The sequence below is a fragment of the Arthrobacter sp. E3 genome, from assembly GCF_017353415.1.
In the GTDB taxonomy this organism is placed as follows: domain Bacteria; phylum Actinomycetota; class Actinomycetes; order Actinomycetales; family Micrococcaceae; genus Specibacter.
The window spans coordinates 1-17,323 of sequence record NZ_JAFMPX010000041.1 but is presented as its reverse complement, the minus strand read 5'-3'; the positions used below and the strand labels follow the sequence as shown (position 1 = coordinate 17,323).

The 17,323-nt window shown below is 58.1% G+C and carries 18 protein-coding genes; 12 read left to right on the top strand and 6 right to left on the bottom strand.

Translation table 11 applies throughout. The features are described from left to right. Nucleotides 1-34: 34 nt before the first annotated feature. The 4 genes from JMA46_RS14460 to JMA46_RS14445 all read right to left on the bottom strand — a co-directional run bounded on the left by JMA46_RS14460 (nucleotide 35) and on the right by JMA46_RS14445 (nucleotide 3,542). Complete coding sequence (locus tag JMA46_RS14460) at nucleotides 35-1,486, bottom strand: hypothetical protein (protein WP_207346049.1); 1,452 nt, start codon at nucleotides 1,484-1,486, stop codon at nucleotides 35-37. Nucleotide 1,487: 1 nt separating this feature from the next. After that, nucleotides 1,488-2,489, bottom strand: coding sequence for a hypothetical protein (locus JMA46_RS14455; RefSeq protein ID WP_207346048.1), 1,002 nt, complete (start codon nucleotides 2,487-2,489; stop codon nucleotides 1,488-1,490). A 379-nt stretch (nucleotides 2,490-2,868) separates the two neighbouring features. Beyond that, nucleotides 2,869-3,165 (bottom strand): helix-turn-helix domain-containing protein, encoded by a 297-nt coding sequence (locus JMA46_RS14450; RefSeq protein ID WP_207346047.1) that lies wholly within the window; start codon nucleotides 3,163-3,165, stop codon nucleotides 2,869-2,871. 107 nt (nucleotides 3,166-3,272) lie between these two features. Beyond that, the gene (locus JMA46_RS14445) at nucleotides 3,273-3,542 is read right to left on the bottom strand and encodes an ArsR family transcriptional regulator (RefSeq protein ID WP_207346046.1); all 270 of its coding nucleotides are present in this window, start codon (nucleotides 3,540-3,542) and stop codon (nucleotides 3,273-3,275) included. 176 nt (nucleotides 3,543-3,718) lie between these two features. Between JMA46_RS14445 and JMA46_RS14440 the strand changes: the two genes are divergently transcribed. The 5 genes from JMA46_RS14440 to JMA46_RS17300 all read left to right on the top strand — a co-directional run bounded on the left by JMA46_RS14440 (nucleotide 3,719) and on the right by JMA46_RS17300 (nucleotide 7,930). Beyond that, nucleotides 3,719-3,856, top strand: coding sequence for a hypothetical protein (locus tag JMA46_RS14440; protein ID WP_207346045.1), 138 nt, complete (start codon nucleotides 3,719-3,721; stop codon nucleotides 3,854-3,856). Between the two features lie 235 nt (nucleotides 3,857-4,091). After that, nucleotides 4,092-4,592: a hypothetical protein gene (locus JMA46_RS14435; RefSeq protein WP_207346044.1), complete on the top strand. Its 501-nt coding sequence runs from the start codon at nucleotides 4,092-4,094 to the stop codon at nucleotides 4,590-4,592. A 527-nt stretch (nucleotides 4,593-5,119) separates the two neighbouring features. Further along, nucleotides 5,120-6,046 carry a sigma factor gene (locus JMA46_RS14425; protein ID WP_207346042.1) on the top strand — a complete coding sequence of 309 codons (927 nt, stop codon included), beginning with the start codon at nucleotides 5,120-5,122 and terminating at the stop codon, nucleotides 6,044-6,046. 40 nt (nucleotides 6,047-6,086) lie between these two features. After that, nucleotides 6,087-6,797, top strand: a complete 711-nt coding sequence (locus JMA46_RS14420; protein ID WP_207346041.1) for a hypothetical protein — start codon at nucleotides 6,087-6,089, stop codon at nucleotides 6,795-6,797. Further along, a complete protein-coding gene (locus JMA46_RS17300; RefSeq protein ID WP_247647332.1) occupies nucleotides 6,797-7,930 on the top strand; it encodes a C40 family peptidase in 1,134 nt (377 codons plus the stop codon). The genes JMA46_RS14420 and JMA46_RS17300 overlap by 1 nt, the downstream gene beginning before the upstream one ends. Before the next feature lie 229 nt (nucleotides 7,931-8,159). Here JMA46_RS17300 and JMA46_RS14410 read toward each other — a convergent pair whose 3' ends face one another. Beyond that, on the bottom strand, nucleotides 8,160-9,179 hold the full coding sequence (locus JMA46_RS14410; RefSeq protein ID WP_207346040.1) for a hypothetical protein: 1,020 nt from the start codon (nucleotides 9,177-9,179) through the stop codon (nucleotides 8,160-8,162). 226 nt (nucleotides 9,180-9,405) lie between these two features. Here JMA46_RS14410 and JMA46_RS14405 point away from each other — a divergent pair, with 226 nt between their 5' ends. The 4 genes from JMA46_RS14405 to JMA46_RS14390 all read left to right on the top strand — a co-directional run bounded on the left by JMA46_RS14405 (nucleotide 9,406) and on the right by JMA46_RS14390 (nucleotide 14,127). Further along, the gene (locus JMA46_RS14405) at nucleotides 9,406-9,696 is read left to right on the top strand and encodes a hypothetical protein (RefSeq protein ID WP_038466388.1); all 291 of its coding nucleotides are present in this window, start codon (nucleotides 9,406-9,408) and stop codon (nucleotides 9,694-9,696) included. A gap of 108 nt (nucleotides 9,697-9,804) precedes the next feature. Next, on the top strand, nucleotides 9,805-11,217 hold the full coding sequence (locus tag JMA46_RS14400; RefSeq protein ID WP_207346039.1) for a type IV secretion system protein: 1,413 nt from the start codon (nucleotides 9,805-9,807) through the stop codon (nucleotides 11,215-11,217). Continuing rightward, on the top strand, nucleotides 11,210-12,673 hold the full coding sequence (locus JMA46_RS14395; RefSeq protein WP_207346038.1) for an SCO6880 family protein: 1,464 nt from the start codon (nucleotides 11,210-11,212) through the stop codon (nucleotides 12,671-12,673). The genes JMA46_RS14400 and JMA46_RS14395 overlap by 8 nt, the downstream gene beginning before the upstream one ends. Next, nucleotides 12,670-14,127: an ATP-binding protein gene (locus JMA46_RS14390; RefSeq protein WP_207346037.1), complete on the top strand. Its 1,458-nt coding sequence runs from the start codon at nucleotides 12,670-12,672 to the stop codon at nucleotides 14,125-14,127. Before JMA46_RS14395 ends, JMA46_RS14390 begins: the two co-directional genes overlap by 4 nt. Nucleotides 14,128-14,129: 2 nt before the next feature. Here JMA46_RS14390 and JMA46_RS17505 read toward each other — a convergent pair whose 3' ends face one another. Next, entirely contained in the window at nucleotides 14,130-14,252 is a 123-nt protein-coding gene (locus JMA46_RS17505) for a hypothetical protein (RefSeq protein WP_282099609.1), read from the bottom strand. Between the two features lie 108 nt (nucleotides 14,253-14,360). Between JMA46_RS17505 and JMA46_RS14385 the strand changes: the two genes are divergently transcribed. The 3 genes from JMA46_RS14385 (at nucleotide 14,361) to JMA46_RS14375 (ending at nucleotide 17,231) form a co-directional block, all read left to right on the top strand. After that, a complete protein-coding gene (locus JMA46_RS14385; protein WP_207346036.1) occupies nucleotides 14,361-15,935 on the top strand; it encodes a TraM recognition domain-containing protein in 1,575 nt (524 codons plus the stop codon). A 12-nt stretch (nucleotides 15,936-15,947) separates the two neighbouring features. Next, nucleotides 15,948-16,433, top strand: a complete 486-nt coding sequence (locus JMA46_RS14380) for a hypothetical protein (RefSeq protein WP_207346035.1) — start codon at nucleotides 15,948-15,950, stop codon at nucleotides 16,431-16,433. Nucleotides 16,434-16,523: 90 nt separating this feature from the next. Continuing rightward, nucleotides 16,524-17,231 (top strand): ArdC family protein, encoded by a 708-nt coding sequence (locus JMA46_RS14375; protein WP_207346034.1) that lies wholly within the window; start codon nucleotides 16,524-16,526, stop codon nucleotides 17,229-17,231. Nucleotides 17,232-17,323: the final 92 nt, after the last annotated feature.

Genomic DNA, 17,323 nt, shown 5'->3' with positions numbered 1-17,323 from the left:
GATCACAGGAAATTCTTGGTTCAGGCAGGGCAAGTTAGTCGAGAAAGTAAGCCAGCGCCTTGTCGTTGGTATCCAAGATTTCCTCAGTAGGCACGCCCATTTCCTTGGCAAGGTCAACCGAGCCAAAAAATGCGAGCCGAATGTCTGGATCGAACGCTCGTTCTAGGACTGTGAGGTAGCTGGACATGCTGGAGTCAAGTGTCGCGATGAGTTCGTTGTACTCGGCTGCGAGTTCTTCATCGAGCACCAGCTGGACTTCGCGGTAGCGGTTAATCAGTGCGGTCTCCCTCTTGGACAGGGATGTTGTCACCGCCCTGTACATGATGGTGCCTGCCGTGTTGCCTATGACGGCACCGAGAACGGGTACCGGAATAAGTGCTTGTCCGATGAATGATGACAAAGCGCTGATAGCCGCTTCCAGGCAAACAAGCTCGGCATTCTCAATGAACTCGAGCTCGTCGATCTCGCCGCTTCGCAATTTGTGTGCTTGTGCCGCGACACCGAATGTGGCGGTGACGATTGAACTGGCCGCTGCGGCAGACGTCGCGGTGAAGTTCGTCAGTGAGTAGATGCTCAGGCCTCGGACGCCGCCCTTGGCAATTCCGAGTCCTGTCTCTGCAAGTACTTCTGTCCAGTCTTCAGCGCTGAATTCCTTGAGCTGTATCCCTTCCCTGCGCTTGGCGGCCACCGCAAGGAAAAAAGTGGTTCCACCTTCGACGACGGCGGCTACGACTGTGGCTTTGGCGCCTTCCTGGAGTTTCGGGAGGCTTCGCTGGTAGGCGGTCTCGCGCAGGGTTTGGTCCGTGGACCTAAGTGAGTTCTTTTCTGCCTGCAGGGTCGAATCGTAAACGCCCTTTTGCACGTCGCGATAGTCGAGTTTGGAGGGTTCGAACGAATCGATGCGGATCGAACCATTGTTGAAGAAACCGTCGACGTTCTGCCAATCCGTGAACGACGGACCTTCTCCGCTTCGAGACAGAAATTTTCCGGCGTGTTCCGGTGACATAGAGTGCAGTTTTTTGATCGTTTCAAAATGATTGAGGGGAATCTGATACTTTCCACCGTTAGGAACGTAATCGGGATACCTTTGCATGTGATTCGTTATGGCGCGTAGCGTTTGATATCCGGCCTGTTCGTAAAATTTCTGCTGGATGTCGATTCCATTGCGGATCATGTCCACGGGGCTGTTGTTGTTCACCCACTGGTAAACGTCAGCGTTGCCAAAAATTCGCTCCCTAGCGTTGCCGACCCCGACTTCGGCGATCTCCGCGATGAAACCGTGCATTCCTTTGTCCGCACCACGATTGGTCGCGACAATTTCGAGGGTAATTTTCTTTATAGCTTCATCGACACTGGAGATGGCTTCCCGGAGGTTGCCCTCCTGGCTTGCGAATGAGGCCAGGAGGCCATCTAACCGGACTTGGTTAAGGTAGTTCACCCATGAGGCGACGGCTTGTTCCTGGTTGCTCTTGAGGAGTTTCTCCACGTTATTTTTCTTCCGAAGTCTGCTCGACATGCTTGCTGAGCAAGACTGCGCATGCCTTGGTGTTGTTGACCAGTGCTGCGAGTTTCAATTGCTGAGAATCGGTCAGCGCCGCGAAGTCAGCGTTGAAGAATGCCAGACACTGCCCATAGCGGGTCAGAAGCAATGCGCGAAGGGAGGTAGTTTGTTCCAACATTGATGCAATCTGGATAGACGTGCCTCGAATCGCAGCGGTGTTCTGTTTCACCGCGGTGAGTATTTCCTCTTTTGCTTCTCGATTCTCAAATTTCTTCTTGGCGAAGAGGACGATCGACGTGAGTAGGGTTGCGCCGACAATAGTCCAACCGATGGGGCCAGCCATTGCGAGCAACGCGGTCCCGGCAGCGGTTCCACCGCCTCCAGCGGCGAGTGCGCCGCCTCCGAGCCATGCGAGGGTGGCGTTGGTGGCAGCTGCGCCGGAAAGGGTGGAGATCGCGGTACCGGTGGATGCGGTGCCGAAGGTAGTGGCAACCCACATTGCTGCTGTTGGCGCCATGCTGGCAACAGTAGCGCCGGTTGCGAAGCCAGTGCCAGCTCCCGTGGCTGATTGCCGAGCTGCCTGGAGGTCCTTCTGAGCAAACTCTTCGGACAGCAAAAAATCTTTCTTGTGGAAAGCGATTTCTTCGAAGTTAGTCTGGAAGAACTTGGGAGCGTTTGCAATACTGTTGACCAGTAATTCAACGAGTTCAATCAGATCAGTTGAGCGATTTCGCTGGTGGAAGAGCGACACGCCATTGTCATTCATATCCGTGAATACGGCGTTGTATTCGGCTACAGCTTCATCGTAGGGATCGGGAGCTTTTGTGGTCAGCTCTTCGACCTTCTTTTTGGCGTGGCTTGCCTGATCAGCAACATGTGTTGAAGCAACTCGGCTGGCCTTACTGATGTTCTCGGTGACCTTTCCAAGACCTTCAGCAGTCCTTCCAAAGGTCTCCTTGGCCATTCCGATATTGAGCGGTCCAACCATTGCAATCTCCAAACCTCAGGTGTTGAAGCCCCGCCATATTGACTTTGGGCAACGTCTTGGAGGAAACACTATCTGAGGCCCGAGACATTCTGTCGGGGCGGGCAGCACCGCGCAAAATGGTGGGGAGTAGTTTTGTGTGTCAATCGTTGCCCAAGACAATATTCGCCCATGGATGATGCCGCGATGATGAGAACGGTGCGAGGTGCAAATAGATGGCTGCCTATTGAAGCACTAGTACCTTTTTTGGTTCTCCAATTCTGGGCTGAAGCGCAGCGACTTATCTGATGTCTGGAAATCACGAGGGCTAATTACTCAGTTCATCCTGATGGGTGGGTAACAGGTGCGTTTGTGTAGCTAGATGACCGCTGTGATTCTGTAGCTAGGTCCCAATACTGAAACGGGCGACATTGGCAGGCCAATCGTCGCGCATCGAAGCACTGGAAACGTCGCGATAAGTTGTAAAACCTTCCGCATGGTCCGCCAACCACTCTTCGAATTCTGTGCGGTCGATTCGGAGCAGTTTGCCGAATCGGTACGCTGGTGGCGCAACGTGCCTGGCACGCCACTGGTAAAAGGTTTGCTTCGGGATGCGCAGTTCGTCGCAGACCTCTTGCGGTGACATCCAACGGTGCGCGGCAAGTGACGTCGTGGATTCGGAAGGACGGTCGATGGTCATGGCGGGATCTCCTTTGAGTTGGCTGGCTCGTCGGCACGTTGGCCGGACTGGAATCAGCTTTGGCTGTTCATGGGAAATCGCCGTGCAAACAACGTGGCCGTAGCGTTCTACTGGTCCTCGGCGCCCATTTCCTGTGCGGCTACTGCCAACGCCTCTCGCAGGTGCTGAAGTTCCACATCAAACTGGTTGGACTGGCCGCCGGAGGTGGGCAGTGCGTGGCTGATAATCCGAAGCCGCTGCAGCTCCCACAAATGGTGGCGGACCAGGCTGGGCCGCATCGCTAAGGCGCGGCTGATGCTCCGCACATCGAGCGGGCAGCTGACTTTCAATAGGCGCAACAACTTGGTGTTAGCTGGCGTGAACAGCGTGTTCGACATGACATGAACCATCTTCTGCCACCTCCCTCGGCAAGGGGATATGTTGTACATGTCCAAATCGTAAGCTTACGCCTCTTAGTCTGCACGTCGGAAGAGCTATTGGGAATCATTAAAAGGCAAATAGATTCCTGCCCTTCCTCGGAGTGGGATCGAGGCCAGTCTCAGGAGCGTGTGTCATGTCCAAGCATCCGCAAATTGCAGCCTTCCGCCGGGCCGCGGGCCTACTCCACGGTGAGCGGTACTGGGAGCGCAATGAGGCTGAGGAATTGGAGTTTCCGAGAACGTTCATGCCTTTGCTGCGGGAGGTTTCGTAACATTTGGATGCGATGCAGGCATTGGAGCCAAACGGCCTGGCCGCATACGAACGTGCCACAGGAATAGAAGGATGCATCGGGCACGGTAGTGCTGAATTGCTGTTACTGACGGCGCTTGACTGGGCAATGGAACGGTTGCTTGCGACAGGCGCCACAGCACGAAATACTGGTGTCAGGCCTAGCGTGCCTGACGGAAGGACGTTTCCGCCCGAGAGATGACTGGCAGGAGCAAACCTTGGCTGATGATCGTGGTGATTCGGACGTTGAGCAATCCGCCCAATTCGTTCTGGCACGTCGGCTAAACCTCTTGCTTGACGTTGTCATAGCCGAACGTGGATCACCTATGACTTTTCTAGAGCTGCAACAAAAATTGTCTGATCGAGGTGTGAAACTTTCGCGGGCCCGCTGGTCGTACATGAAGGATGGGACTGACCGGCTGGTTTCGGACCCGAAACTACTGACCGCCATCAGTGAAGTCTTCGGCGTTGACCCTTCCTACCTGCGCGGGGATGAGGAATCAGGCCTTCCCGAGCAGATTGACTCTCGGCTTGAATTCCTAAAAGCGTTGAGGGCAGCAAAAGTGAAGTCGTTCGCCGCACGAGCACTTGGAGAAGTTTCTCCTGAAACTCTGCGCGCCATCACCGAGTTCCTGAACAATGACATTGAGTTGCATCAAGGCGGAGAAGCCCCTACTGGTCGAGAAGATAACGACGATGGGCAGCCATTAGCTCCCTGATTCGGACCTTGTTCGTTGAATATCTCGGGGCACGCCCGTGTCGCTGTCCCGGTTCTCGGTCTGCTGTGATGACGCCGGCTTCCTCCAAGATAATCAAGTGTTTGGCAACGCTCGGTGCCTCCGAACTGACCGCCGAAACGATGTCACCCCTTGTGGCAGGAGAATGGTGCGCTAAATAGCGCAGGATCTCATTGCGTGCCCGGTTTCCGAAAGTGGCAACAGCAGCCTCGATCTCAGGTGACCAATCATCGTCAGCTGGTTGTGTAATGTGCGGCATGGCACCATTCTGCCCCAAAGATATCCACAAGTGAACATAGACATCTTGACAATAACTATGGTCACTCTAACAATGGAGAGATAACAACATGCCGGGGCGACCGCCAGATACTAGTCGTGCTGCCCCCCGAATTGGGAGACCAGTTCGCTTTCTCCACCGCCCCAGCGCGAGCTGCTGAAAGCACCACCAACGGCGCCAGTCTCGACGCCGCTCGTCGACAATCACCAAGAGTACGAGAACGGTGAAGATCATGGGCATCAAGTCCAACGAATCACAGCCAGAATTCCGAAACACCAGCATTGACGTCTCGCTGGAACGCCCTCCGGCTTCAGGAATCCCCATTGATCAGCTCATGAATGCAGTAGAAAGCGTTCGGCCTTTTGTGCGGTCGCGACTGTTGCGCATCGGGCACGTTGACGACGTCGATGACGTCATGCAAGATGTCCGCGTCGCCGCCTGGGAAGGATTGGTCAAGCAGCGATACCATCAATTGCCGGGCATTACCTTCGGCGCGTGGGTCCAAGGGATCGCAGTGCACCTGTGCGCAGACCACATCCGGCGCACACTTGCCCGTCCGTGGATGTCGCTGAACGCGGATCCCGAAGTTTCTCCCCTCGCACCCGTCGACTTCGCTGCGACGGAGAGTGGCGAACGCGTTGCCGAGCATGAATGGGCGGTCGAGGTACTCACGACGGTACGCGAACATGTGACGGCAGAAACGTGGGAGCTGGCGGTGGAATGTCTGACTGCGCCCAGAGAGCGCCACGCCGGACATGAGTCTGGATGGGAAAAGCGGAAGGGCTGGCAGGCTGTCACAACGCTCCGCCACACGGCAGTGACCGTCCGCGCAGCCATGGACGTGGAGCCAGCGACACTCTGCGATGCAGCAACGGTGATTGCCACCGCCGTGTGTTGCTTGCCAACAGTTCTCCTACAGGTCGTCGCAGAACGGCTGGTACTGACGGGAGTTCGCGGAGCTGACAGGGCAGCCAAGGTCGCCGAGCTGTCAGCGGAGACTGGCCTCAGGGCAAATTACCTCGAGGGCCGGATTAGCTACGCACGCAAGCTGTATACCGCCGCCTTGGACGTGTTGGAGCGCACCGTGGCCAAACAGCCCACATCTGGAACTGCAAATTCCAACACGTTGGCTTCGGTAGGTCTTCAGCTCATGTCGTAGTTCCGGTCCTCAACCATGAACACGGTGAGAGGGGTTCATTATGTCTAAATTTGTCAGAATTGCCCAGCGATTGACTCCACGCCGTAAGTTGGTTCTACTCGTGGCCGTCATGGCCGCGCTGATCATCGGTACCGCGGTTATTCTCGCAACCAAACCGGCGGTTCCTGAGTCATCGGCGCCCCCGTCGCCAGCCATAACAATGGCGGCAGCGCCCGCATCCGTGAGTCCCGCCGTCGTCCATCCAACGCAGGAATCCGAACCGGTGTTGGCTCGAGACGAGCCCAGAACGGCGGACTACAAGACCCTAGCCAGGGCTGCTGCGGAGATGATTTATACATGGGATGCCAGGAACTCCACGTTCTCAGCGGTCTATGAGAGGGTGCGGTCATGGTGGGATGTGTTGCCGGATGGGTCTAATCCGGTAACGGTCCTGGCTCAGGAGTTTCAGGCCACTGGGGTGACTGCGGCGTCGTTCGCCTCGCTATCCGGCATGCATGCCTACCGCACGGCCGCCGTCGCCAGTGCGGCTTGCGATGACCAGCTGGCGCAGGTCAAGGCCCATCCGGCACCATGGGTGGGGTTGCACGTCTGCACGTTCACGCTGAAGGTGACGGAACATCAGGCTGGTGGCGATAATGCCTACACCGCGCCCGTGAGCGTCATGGTCAATTGCCCGCCGGCCGCCAATGCGCCCGCTGACCGGTGCTTGATGGTGGGGTTCTATGCCTCGCCCGATCGAATCGTGTACTGATGCCTGTCCCGGCAGTGCTGCTGGCCGTGGCCAAGCGCCGTGCGTTGCTGAGGATCGCTTCAACCGTGGTTGGCGTCATGGTGCCTGTGCTGATCATGGTCATGTGCGGGGGATTGGCGCTGGTGGCTTCGGCCACCCAAGAAAGTACGACGGCGTGTCTCACCAATGCGTCAACCGTTGCGAACACTGCGGCGCAACCGGCAACGAGCGTTGGGCTGTCGGTTCCATCCGCGGCAGGACCTCCGATCGTGTTGACCACAGCGCAAGTGAAAGTTGCCCAAGCTTTCATTGGGGTGGGCGAGCAGTTGTCGGTTTCGGATGCCGGGCTGCAGATCGCCATTATGGTGGGGCTGCAGGAGTCTGGGCTTCGCATGCTTGCCAACAGCTCGGTTCCGGCGTCATTGGCGTTTGCACACGATGGTGTTGGCTCGGATCATGATTCCGTTGGCTCTGCTCAGCAGCGGCCTTCAGCTGGATGGGGAAGTGTGGCGGAGCTGATGACCCCTGAGTACGATGCGAAAGCATTCTTTGGTGGCACAAGCGGACCAAATCGCGGTTCTCCCCGCGGCCTGCTGGATATTCCCGGCTGGGCATCCATGACCAAGGGTGAGGCAGCGCAGGCTGTTCAAATATCGGCTTTTCCGGAGCTCTACGCCCAGTGGGAGGGCGAAGCCACGTCGATCGTTGCAGCGCTGAAATCAGGCTCAGCCGTGGATGCATGTTCTCCAGATCCGGGAGTTACTAGCGCACCGGACGTGCCCGCCAATCTTAGCCAGCTGAGACGCGACATCATCCACTATGCGCAGGAAGGCGTCGGGGGCACCTACATTTGGGGTGGAACCGCGTTCAAGGCGTGGGACTGTTCCGGCTACGTGCAATGGATTTACGCACAGGTTGGGATTAACCTGCCGCGGACAGAGCAGTGGATTGCCGGCAAACTGACGTCGACGCCGCAGCCTGGCGACTTGGTTGTGCAAAACCCCGACGGACCCAACCACTGGGGACACGTCGGGATCTACGCAGGAAACGGCATGATGTACAGTGCGCTGAACCCGACGGCTGAGACGTTGCTGCATCCAGTTGCTTGGAACGTTAGGACGGAGTACTTCACGTTGATTTCTAGGGGCGTGTAGCGGCCAAGGGACCATCTGCCAGAAATCAGCCGACCTCCTCTTGACTCGCGATGGTGAAAGGCGGACAGTGTTGAACATGGGCGACGATAGAGTTCCGGGTAACGATAAACCCCAGCAGAGAGCATTTGAATGTCCAATTTGTGGCAGGCGACTAGGTTCCGAGACCGGGGCGCCGAATTGCCCAAGAGATCATATCAAGATGGTAAGTGTCCCTTGAAGGTAGTCTGAACTAGGAAGACTTGACGATCCTGTCAAGTTCTTTCAAGATGCCACAGTAGGCCTCGGCGCTTGCAATGGCCGCCTGATAACCCGCTATACAAAGTACAATGAAGAACCCTGAAATTGTTGCAATGGCCCACGAGTCACAGACTTTCCATGCGAGCATTAGTGGTGATAATACGGCAAGGAACGCGCCAATGAATACGAACATCGCGTACATGTCTAGTCGAGTTCTGTAGTGATCGTGGTCATGCTGGAGCCTAAGAGGTAAAAGCTGCTTATTCCTCATTACGAAGCTTTGGAGGTTGCCTTCGGTCATTTCAAGGGTGTCTTCTGATGCGCGAAGCACATTTCCAAGCCTAGTGGGCATCATTCGTAACGGCTCCGGGTAGCGAAGATACTCGTTTCCTAATGAGTCAATTCGCGCCAGTCTCCAAGGTTCGCAGAAAGTTCTCCAACTGGCATGTTTCAGGATCCGCAGTTCTTCGTCTGAAAGTTGCTCTTCCTCGATGCTCCGCTCTCCGGTTGCATCTGGATCGATTCCTAATGCAATTTGTTCAAATCTCATTACCACGAGTCTCGTCCAACCGGCTTCCAGCATTTTAGGTCGAGCAAGTCCAAATGCATTCTCGACGGCCTTCTGTCGTTGTTTCATGAGCGTTGATCGCCGTCTCAGTTGACAACGAATGAGTAGAGAACGACAAACCGAAACGAGACCTCCCCGGCTCCAGTAGCCTTCTAATACTCGGATCGCAATGTAGGAGAATGCTTGAGTGATCATCGTTGCAACCAAGAGAAGTGGGACGGCTAGCAAGACTATTCCCCAAGGATTGTCTGTGATTCTGCCGATGGCGGCAACTAAATTAACGCTCCTTTCCTGACGAAAGCAGACAAGTAGAGTCACTGATGCTGACAGCAGGCCCGCAGGAAGCCACGCGCTGAGACTAAGTTGTTCGAGAATTCGGACAATGAAAGCCGCGAGTCCACCGGTTGTCGACGATGCTGAATCTTCCGAGGAATCGTCATTCATATCCAAGCTCCATACTTTAGTTTGCACTGTCCCACCTTCGAGTGGGTGCTGACTCGCCGACGAGTACCAGGGCGGCCTGTTCGAGGCTCTGCGACCACTATCGTGACTGTTACCCGAACTCTCGCAACTGGCAGGGTGTATCTCCCCACGTCGTTTAGCTCTCCACCCACCATGAACTTCGTGAACCCTTCCTTCAAACGATGGAAGGTCTCGATAGGAGATCACGATGTTCCTAGCAGCGCCGGTGGACCCCGGCATTACACCAAATACAACTTTTCCGTTCCTTGAATCGCTGAAAGAGATCGGCGGCGGCATTCTGGTCGGTGCCTTCATCATCATTGCGATCGTTGCCATTCTTGGCGCAGCAATGTTGCTCGCCGGCAAGTTGAGCCAGTCATCGCGGTTGGCCTCCGGTGGCGGCATGATCCTGCTCTGGACGGGACCGGTGGCTGCCATCCTTGGCGGCATCAACGGGTACATCCTTTGGTCCCAGACAGCATTTCATCTCGGCTTTTAGGCCCGGACCATGTTGCCCATGATCGAATGCCAGGCCAATGGGTGGTGGCCTCCAGGCTGCGGACTCATTTCCCAAACTCAAGATGCCGCGACCCAAACCATCACAAACATGTTCGCGGGCATTCTTGAGAGCATGGCGTCATGGATGTGGTCGTTCATCTCAGGGGCATTTGGTGTCTCAGACCTCGGACCATCCGATTGGACGGCCGTAAGCGGTGTGACCAACTGGTGGATCGTGGTGATGATGACCCCGCTCGTGGTGGTTATGATCTTACAGCTCTTGAGCGGAATGATCAGCCAACAACCACGCCGGATCGTACGCGCCGTCATCGCTGGCGGAATTGCCGTCCCCGTGGTCATCGGCGCTGTGAGCCTCATGCAGAAACTCACCCAGTTCACTGATTCTGCATCCAGTGCGGTCCTGCAGACACTCGGGTCGGATCCGTACGTCGTGTTCATGCGACTCTTCGGTTTTACCCGGGCGCCTGCAGGCAGCGGACATGAATGGGACCTCATTTCTATGACCAGCCCTGGAACATCCGACCCCACAGGGCCAATCGTCGTCACAGTTGTGGCAGTCGCTCTGGTTTGGGTGCTCGCGTTCGTCCTTATGTGCTCAATGATCTTCCGCTCCTTCGCGCTCCTTGTTCTAGCCGCTACAGCACCTGTCGCACTCATGCTCATGCCGTGGGAACACACGATGTCGTGGACGCGGCGCTGGTGCGAAACCGTGGTGGCGCTGCTGATCGCCAAACCTTTGGCTGCCACGGTTCTTGCGGTGGCGGTCAAGCTGTTTGCCAACTCGACATCGTTCGCGGGGCTGGCTTCCGGCGCGGTGGGCATGCTTCTGGCCTGCGCAGCGCCGCTGATGGCGTTGCGGCTCGTCAGTTTTGCCGGAGGCGAGCTCGCAGGAGCCGCTCAAGTTGCTGGCGGTGGCCATGTTTTGTCGCGCAGCGGAAGTTTCGCCGCCCGACAAATCAGCCGGCAGGCCGGGGGCAAGCTCTCGCTGTCGAGCCTAGGGTCCCAGAAACCTGCTCTTGTCCCATCTAGTGCCGAACCCACGGTGAAGTCCAGTGCCGAACCGAACCTGAAACAGCTCCAGAAAGTGGGGAAGGTGAGTGGCAAACAGAATGTGAAGAACGACGGCGGCCAGCCAACTCCCAGTGGAGGGAGTCAACCGCCGGGGTCGGAAACCAAGACCTACGGGCAGCCGTACATCAAACGCGCTGGCACACCGCATCGGGACCCCACTACACCGACTCCGAGCAGGCAGCCCAGGTCTGATTCCGGGCCACTGAAAACTCCAGTAAGCGCCGTCTCGGAGCATTCCCAGTCGAAACAGAACGGCGTTGCCGCAGGCGGACAACGGGCAGCTACATCAGTCCCAAGACCTGTGGTGCCGGCGTCTACGGCAGCACAGGCTCCCAAGCCACACCCGCCTACAGCGCCACGCCCCGCACCACACGCGCCGCCGGCCCCGCGGCCACCAAGAATCAACCCGGAAAGGGAGAAAGATGTCTGAGAATACGCGCACATTGCAGCCGGTGAAGTTCCCCCGGTATGAACGGCATGGATTGTTCATGGGATTGCAGTGGTACCAACTGGGGTTCGTAGCTATCGGTGTTCTGGCAGGAACCATTGCCTCCGCAACGGGTGGACCTCCCGCACTAATACTCACGATGCCCGTGTGGCTGGGGCTCATCCTCTTTGGTGTGCTGCAGTACCAAAGGATTCCTTATCCCGTTTGGGCCTCCGCAGCGACCATCTTTCTGTGGCGTCAACAATTGGGGCAAACCAAGTTCCTAGCTAAACCAGAACAGCCACGGCCAGCCGGACACTTGGCCCTCCCCGGCGGACTGGGCAGCCTTGAACTTCGGGAGACCCAGGAAGGTGCCGCATTCGTCGTCGACCGCCAAGGCCACGAAGCAATAGCTGTCCTGCGGTGCACAACAACGTCGTTTGCCTTGCTGGACGATGACGACAAGTCCTATGCAGTTCAGGCATGGTCTCGGGTGCAAACAGCAATGGCGCAGCGGCCCGCCGTCGCACGGTTGGCGATCCAGGACTACACAGTCCCGTATCCGTCCACGGCGCTTCGTGAATTCTATGACCGGGCGAAGGCTCCGACGCGCATCGAAGACGTGCGGTGGGGTGACAAGTCCTATCTGGACTTGATAGCGGCTGCTGGTTCGACCATGATCCACGAGCTCTTCGTCTGTCTGGTCATCGACACGGCCAAGGCGCGGCGGCGCATCCGGGATGCCGGTGGATCGTTGGTGGGGATGGATCATGTGGTTGCCTCGGAAGTGGAAGCCCTCACCACGGGGCTGAAGACACATGGCGTCACCGTGGATGAATGGTTGCCCGGCCCCAAGCTGACGGCCGTCATGCGGGGCGCCTTTGACCCCGAAGCTGTCACCCGGCTCGCCGCTTTGGAGCAAGACTCCGAGGCTGCCCCGATGACTGCTGGCCCCATGGCGGTGGAGGAACACTGGTCTTACCTTCGCACAGACTCCGGTTTTCACCAGACATTCTGGATCGCTGAGTGGCCGCGGCAGCAGGTCTTTCCTGGGTTTCTTCACCCCGTGGTCTACGTGGGTAATTTTCGGCACACAGTCACGGAAGTCATCCGGGCCATCCCCAGCGACCAGGCATTGCGCGACATCCGTTCAGCGCACGAAGCTCACGACACTCGCCGTCGTATCAATGCGCGCTTCGACCGGCCACTCACGCGCGAGCAACGCGCCGAGGAAGAAGAGGTGGCCGAGCGTGAGGACGAGATCGTTGCTGGTCATGGCGACGTGCGCCCCGCCGCCTACATCACCATCACCGCGGACACTCTCGACGACCTTGCCCGCTGTCGTCAACAACTTGAATCGGCGGCGGCCGGCGCATTTGTTGAGCTGCGATTGCTGGCCGGGCAGCAGTGGCCGGCGTTCGTCGCCGGGGCGCTGCCGCTGGGAAGGGGATTGAAATGAGCAAGCACGATCAGCATGTCAGCTTCGTTCCGGCGGATGAGTCCCGTTTTGAGAGGGAAGCGCGACGGCGGAACGAACGGTCGCTGTCCACCTCGCCACAGGCGTCACTGTGGGACCGGTTCGCTCATCCTGCAGGAGACAGTTCACGGCAGCGCTCGCAGGGTGACTGGGGGAGTCGCGACCCTGCGTCGATGCGTGGGCCGCATCGGTTGCGGCTCGCACCGCACCGGGCGTCGACCATGACCTTTGCCGCAGCCTATCCGTTCCTGACGGAGTCCGGGTTGGGACATGAAGGCACGTACATCGGCACGGATGTGTTCGGTTCCGGCGCGTTTTCCTACGATCCTTGGATTCTCTACGAAAAGGGCGTGATCAGCGGGCCCTCCATCGTGGTGATTGGGACTGTTGGCACGGGGAAGTCCATGTGCGGCAAGTCTCTGGTGGCCCGGTCAGTGACGCTTGGCCGCAAGGCGGCAGTGGCCTCCGACCCTAAAGGGGAGTGGGTGCCGGTTGCTGAAGCGCTTGGTGGAAAAGTCATTTCAGTGGGCCCGGGGAAGCCAGCCAGAGTGAATCCGCTTGATGCCGGGCCGAGATCACTGCTGCTCTCGGATGAGCAGTGGTTGGCGGTTGTTCGGCAGCGTCGCCGGCACCTGTTGGTCGCATTGGTGTCACTAATGCGTCAAGGCCAGCCGATGAGCCCGGTGGAACATACAGCGCTGGACATGGCGCTTACCGACGCGGTGGCCGCTAACAGCACACCAACGTTGCCCATGGTACTGAAGTACTTGCTCGACCCAACCCCAGCAACAGTGGCGCTTGTCGGACGCGACGGCGGGACCGGCGTCGGACATTCACTGCGGCGCACCGTGGCGGGCGATCTTGAGGGGATGTTCGATGCGCCCTCGACGGTTGCCTTTGACGCAGATGCTCCCATCATGGTCATGGACACCTCAGCCCTGATCGGAGCCTCCGAACAGGCACTATCCCTAGCCGCGGCATGCGGGGCTACATGGCTGGAAGCAGCCGTGACAAATCCCGACGGCGCCAAACGGATCGTTGTGTACGACGAGGGCTGGCGGATGCTCTCCGACCCGTACATGCTCGCCAAAATGAGCGAACAATGGCGGCTGGCGCGCACTTATGGGATCGCCAACCTGCTGATCATGCACAAGGTTGCCGACCTGAATGAGATTGGTGATGGCAACAGTGGACTGCGGCAAAAGGCGCTGGGTCTGCTGACGGAGGCCGACACCCGCATCATCTACCGGCAAAAGCACGACGCCATGCGCCTGACCAAGGAAGCCTTGGGTCTCACCGAGGCCGAGTGCGAGCACGTCGAGAACCTGCCCAAGGGCATGGGGCTGTGGAAGGTGGGCAACCGTTCGTTCATTGTCGCCAACCGCATCACCACCGACGAGATGGCCGTCTTCGGCACTGACGAGGGGATGCGATGATGTCACGCCGATTCGATGATGGAAACCCACTGCTGAACGCTGGGCTGATTGCGGTTGCCGCGTACTTGGCATTCTGCTTCTTCGTTCAGCTCGCCGCAGCCGCAGTGGTCGGTTGGAGCTGCCACGCTGGGGCATCCTGGACATTCAGTCCCTCCGCTGGCGTCGGGTTGTTTGCAGGGCAGATGAGATGGATCCTGGATCCACCGGGCCGATGCTCTGTTGACACTGGGTCCGTGTGGCTGATCGTCGGACCCGCGCTCGCAGTCTTGGTGCTTTTTTTGGTGGCAGGGGATTTCCTGTGGCGCGTGTGGCGGCAGTCCGGGGCTTGGCTTCGAAAGGACATTCTCAGCCGTGACGGTGTTGCCCGGCGAGCCGAGGTGGTCCGAGACTTTGGTGCACGGGCTGTCGTGAAGAGAGGGAAATACACACGCCCTGGGCTGGCAAAACCACGTGTGGATGAAGTTTCCTGGACTGTTGGCCGGTCCCGGGGTGTGACGGTTCACGTGTCCACGGAGGAATCCATGGTCATTCAGGGAGCGCCCCGCTCCGGCAAGGGCTTGTACGTGATCATCAATGCCATTCTGGATGCACCCGGAGCTGTCGTGACAACGTCGACGAGGGCAGACAACCTGGTGGTGACCATGAAGGCACGAGCTTCTGGCGGCCGACCAGTGACGGTGTTTGATCCACAGGGCATGTCAGGGCTGCCAACAACGCTGAGGTGGTCCCCGGTCCGGGGCTGTGAAGATCCCGACATTGCCACCCGACGGGCCCTAGTGATCACGGCTGATACTGAATTCAAGGGCGAGAACGCCGCGTGGCAGAAACGAGCTGTGATTGTCTTGCAATGCCTGCTGCATGCCGCTGCGCTGTCGGGAGACGGTGTCAGGGCTTTTCGACGGTGGTCCTCCAGCCCGATTCTGGCGAAGGAAGCGCTTGCGTTCCTAGAACGGCCTGAGGCCGCGCTTGGCTGGCAGGCCGACTTATTGGGCATCATCGACGACGACCCCCGCAACACTTCCAACTCGTGGATCGGCGTCAGCGCCGCCGTCGCGCCCCTATCATCTCCGAAGGTACTGGCGGCACTTGACCCCCACGGTGAAGCGGAGCAGTTTGATCCCAAGGAGTTCATCCGCCAGCGCGGCACCCTTTACTTGATTGGCACGAAATCAGGCGCCGCGGCGGCTGGACCGTACCTCTCCGCGTTGATTGACGACATCGACTACTCAGCAAGGGAGATGGCTTTCGTCGCGGCCGGAGGCCGGCTGGATCCACCCCTGTCTTTGATTCTGGATGAGATTGCGAACCTGTCGCCGTGGCCTGGACTGCCTGTGGTGCTTTCTGATGGCGGCGGGATCGGCATCTCCACCATTGTGGTGCTCCAGTCACTGTCCCAGGCACGTTCTGGGTGGTCGATCGATGAGGCCGCAACGATATGGGATGCCGCCATCATCAAGGTGATTTTCGGTGGCGGGTCCGACGAACGGGATCTGCGTGCCTTGGCTGGCCTGATTGGAGAACGAAGCACGACGGTCAACACCCGGTCATGGTCATCTCAAGGACGGCAGGACGGCGAACAAATCAGAGAATCGCCGGTCATCCCGCTGCACGAGATCCGAAGGCTTCCTGCCGGAACGGCAATCATGCTGGGGCGGCGCACCCGCCCAATTCTGCTGGATCTAACGGAATGGCATAAGCGCAAGGACGCCGCTCAGTTGGGCGCCTCGAAGGAAGAAACAGAGCGCGAACTTGCCGCCGGTCATCTGCTGCGGCAGGCAGTAGGCGTGAACACCGATGAGGAAAGTTGAGAGGAGAAAACCATGGACGAGGAAGAGTCTTTTGAATACACGGTAGGCGGCGGAGCGGAGGATGAGTTTGCCGCCATGCTGTTCGGTTCCACCGAGGGGCGACGTTCGAACAGGATTCCCGTGACTTACAGGTGGCGGGACATGGACCCGCGCACTGCCGAAGCCGTTTGGAAGCATCTTGGCCAGTGGGTCAAATGGCTCATTGACACATATCACCTGCCCACCTCCGTGGTTCCGGATTGCTGGTGGAAGCACAGTGACATGGTTGCCGAACTCTATGGGCTGCAGCGTGCCGAGCAGGCTTCCTACACCGAGGACGACGGCGGCTACGGTCCCATCACGTTCCACGAGCGCCTGACGTCGAGCATTGAGCGCATGCGTGAACATACCCGGACTGCAGGGTGCGTGGGGCTTCAGGCTCACAGGGTGCCTGCGCGCAGGACATTGCCGCCGGATGGCCCTGGACATCCTAATTGGGTCCCTGATGCGGACGTCTGAGACTTCAACACGCCGTTCGGCGCTCTGGACACCATGAACATGTATCCGGTGTAGATGCACCAAGCGGACGCGACTGTGGAGGCAGCGGCAATGAGCGCAGATTCCTTGGATTCAGATATTGAATTTAGCAACGGCGTTGGGGAGCCCCACGGTGCGCCACCTCCGAGTCATTTGGCTCCGGCGGAAAGAGTCGAAGCCCTGACCCAAGGGCTCGTTGATCTGTTGGACCGAGCGGTCAACGAACCATGGCGATGGCAAAAACTCCTCGACAACTCGGCCACCTTGTGGCGTTACTCCGGCGGAAACGCAGCCATGCTCATGGCCCAGATGCAGGAACGTGGCAAGGAGCCGCCCACATTGGTTGCCGGCTACAAAGAATGGCAACGGCACGGTCGATACGTACTCAAGGGTGAGCATGCGCTTTGGGTGATTGCGCCAATGACTGCACGGGCAGAATCAAACGAAGAAGTTGAGGTGGCAAAGAAGCAAACCTCCAACGCGCCAGTTCACCTGGAAGGCCGGAGCCGGACGCGCATCGTTGGCTGGCGGGGCCAAGCCGTCTTCGACGTGTCTCAGACAGAGGGCGAGCCGCTGATGGTTCCACGCAGCGACACTGAACATGTGGTGGAGACTAACATCGATCATGAAGAACCGTGGACATCGTTGGTTCAAGTCGCAGGAAACCACGGATTCACCGTGGAACTAGCTGATAGCCAACATTCTCTGGCCAGTGGCTACACGAACTTCACTTCGCACCAGATCAGGGCGAGTTCTAGCGGTCGTTGCAACACCCCTTGAAAACGGGAGTTGCTCCACCCATGGATTCACCGTCAATTAATGATGCTTTCTTAACGGAAAAATCACCATTGGGGATAGGCGCTGATTTGGCT